Here is a 2,961-nt window from a genome sequence, read left to right as displayed (position 1 = left end):
GGGCTTGGGGGCGCCCGCGAAAGTGGCGATCGGGGTGGGGGCGGCGGTCGTGGCCGCGGGTGTGGCCCTCGCCTGCGTCCTGGCGGGCGGGTCCGCCGAACCGCCCGGCAAGCAGCGGGCCCTGCGCTCGGCACCGCCCGTCGTACCGTCCCACCCGCCCAAGCCGTCTCCGCCGGCCCACCTCCCGGCGCCGCCCGAGGTGACGGCGGAACACGCGGCGGCCGCTCCAGTCCACCCATCGGCGGCGCCCACACCGCGTCCGACACCGACGCCGTCGCCGGTCCGGCGGACGCCCTCCCCCTCCGCGTCCCCGTCCCGGCCCGTCCCGCCGCCCGCGCCACCGTCGCGAAAACCGTCGCCCACCCCGCCGTCCACACCGCCCGTCCGCGCCGTCTACTCGCTCGACGCGCTGGACTTCGATGTGCTCGGGGACGCGTACGAGCCGCGCGTGCGGATCGACGAAGGCAGCCTGGTGTGGCAGCGGGACGGCCTGCGGATCGGCGGCGTCACCTACCGCCACGGTGTGAGCGTCGGCCCGACGTCGTCCGTCGCCATCGACCTGAACCGCTCCTGCACCGCCTTCGACGCGGTGGTGGGCGTGGACGATCTGTCGCTGGGGCGCCCGTCGCTGCGGTTCGCGGTACTGGCGGACGGGGAGCCCGTGTGGCGGTCGGGCGTGGTCCGCGGGGACGGTCCGGCGGTGCCCGTCCATGCGTCGCTGACCGGCCGCCGGTCGCTGCGGCTCGAAGTCCGGCCGGTGGCGCCGGCCGAGGGTGCGGCGCGGACGCCGGAGGAAGCGGCCGGGGCGGCGGACCGGGAACCGGGCCGGTGGTGGGGCCGGTGGCCGGGCGGCCGGTCGGGCGGCGCCTTGCCGCCGACGCCCCGGTGGACGGCTCTCGCCCCGGCCGCTCCCGAACTGGCGATCGCGGACTGGGCGGCGGCGCGTATCACCTGCTAGCGCTGTCTCCGGCCGGGTGCCGGACGTTCGGGCCGGGCGTCGGCCGGGCCGATGCGTGTGCGTTTTTGGCGGTTGCGGTGCGCGGCGGCCTCGCCCGCGGGTGGCTCACCGACCGTGCTCCGGGCGTCCGGCGGACCGGTCAGGGCAGTCGGCGGCACTCGTGGCGGCAGAGAAGCGGTGCTCGTCGGCGATGTGACGTCCGCTGCACCGGCTTTCGGTGGCGTATCCGGTCCCGTCGCGCGCCGGCGCGGGACGCCCTCCGGCTCAGCACGACCGGTCGGCCATGCTCACGCCGACGCCCCCGCACCTACCCTGGCGGGACTTCTCGCAGCACCGCACCACCGCGCCGACGAGCGGGCGGCGCGGACCCGCAGTCGGACACCATCCGGCGGTCCAGGGCGCGGAGGTCGTCGGAGCAGCGCTCGCGGCGCGGGCGACGTCTCCACGGCCGTCATCCCGGCAGCGGCCCCGGCGCTCCGGCGCTCACCAGCCGCAGGTCAACGCGTCCGCTCGCACAGCCGGCCTCGCGCCTCGCCACACCGTTGGCCCGGCCAACTCGCGGCGTAAGCGCCGATCCGGCGGCCGGTCCGGCCGGACGGCGGTGGAGCCTTTAGCGGGGACCGCCCCCGCTAAAGGCTCGGCCGCGGTACCACTCCCCCCGCCACCGCCCGCATCCGTGGTGCCGCCGGGCCCGTCCAGCAGGTGCCGCGGCGGGCGAGCAGGCGGCGGAGCCATACCTCCGTGGCGATCAGTTCGGCGAGACCGTCCAAGGGCAGGGCCGCCCCCTCCGCCGCGGCGCCCAGGGCGTCGCGGACGGCGCCCGCCTCGATGAGGCCCGCGTCCGCGAGCAGTGGCGCGTCGAAGAGGCGGAGGAGGAGGGCGGCGTACGCGCGCAGGCCCGCGCGGGCCGCCGCCGCGTGGGCCGCGTGGGTGGGCGCGCCCCAGCCGGGCGGCAGTTCGCGGATGCCCGCCCCCGCGAGGACGGAGCGCAGGATGGTGGCGCGCGCCCCGGGTTGTACGCGGAGTGCTTGAGGGAGCGCGCGGCAGGCCCGGACGACCTGGTTGTCGAGGAAGGGCGCGTGCAGGCGCTGGCCGCGGATCTCCGCGGCCTGTTCGAGGAGGCGGTGGTCCGCCGCGTGCCGGGCGAGGGCGGCGGCGGCCCGTCGTTCGCCTGGGCGCTGTGCGGCTCCGGTCGGCCGGACGGCGGCGGCCTGGAGGCGGACGGACACCTCCGCGAGCGCCGCGCCGGTGAGCCAGCGGGCGGCGGGGCCGGGGCGGCACCAGGTGAGGGCGGCGAGGGAGGCGTCCACGGCGCCGGTCGCGCCGGTGAGGTGTTCGGCCGTGGCGAAGTCGGGTGCCAGGAAGCGGGCCGCCGCGCCTTCCAGGCCCTCCCGGTAGGAGGTGCGGGCGAGGCGGCGGGCCGCCCGGTAGACGGTGAAGGGGACGGAGGCCGAGAATCCGACCCGTGCCGCCGGGCCGTCCGCGCGAGCCAGGGCGGAGACCGGGCGGAGGAGGTGGCGGCGCCGGCGGCCCAGCAGGAGGTCGGCGAGGCGGGCCGGGTGGGCGTCGAGCACCTGGCGGGCGCCGTGTCCGGTGAAGTGGTCGGCGCTGCCGGCCGCGAGCCGGTGGCGGTGGCGGGCCGCGGTGACGAGGGCGGGTGAGGGTTCGTCGGTGAGCGGGCCGTCGAGCAGGTCGGCGTAGGGCAGGGCTTCCTCGCCCGCGGCGACGACGACGTGGTGCAGGCGCGGGTCGGCGGCGAGCGCCCGGGCGCGTTCGAGTTCCGCCTCGCGGGCGCCGCCGCGGTCGGCCACCAGGTCGTTGAAGGTGACGACGAGCAGCCGCTCGCCCGCGCCGGTGCCGTGGCCGATGGGGGTGCCGGGTGCGCCGGGGAGGCCGGCGGCGAGCAGCGCCAGGGTGGCGGAGGCGCTGCCTCCGGAGAGGTCGGCGCCGATGCCGGGGGCGGGGCCGCCGCGGGCGGCGCGGCGGAAGGCGGGGCCCATGCC

The 2,961-nt window shown here is 78.9% G+C and carries 2 protein-coding genes; one reads left to right on the top strand and one right to left on the bottom strand.

Features of this window, described 5'->3' with window-relative positions:
- On the top strand, nucleotides 1-958 hold a 958-nt coding region (locus ACSNOK_RS32165; protein ID WP_436784324.1), incomplete at its 5' end, for an NPCBM/NEW2 domain-containing protein.
- Between the two features lie 629 nt (nucleotides 959-1,587).
- Here the strand turns inward: ACSNOK_RS32165 and ACSNOK_RS32160 are convergent.
- Nucleotides 1,588-2,961, bottom strand: a 1,374-nt coding sequence (locus tag ACSNOK_RS32160; protein WP_436784323.1) for an asparagine synthase-related protein, incomplete at its 5' end; no start/stop codon positions are given.

The organism is Streptomyces sp. URMC 126 (genome assembly GCF_051386555.1).
Classification (GTDB): Bacteria; Actinomycetota; Actinomycetes; order Streptomycetales; family Streptomycetaceae; genus Streptomyces.
This window is presented reverse-complemented; position numbering and strand designations above follow the sequence as displayed.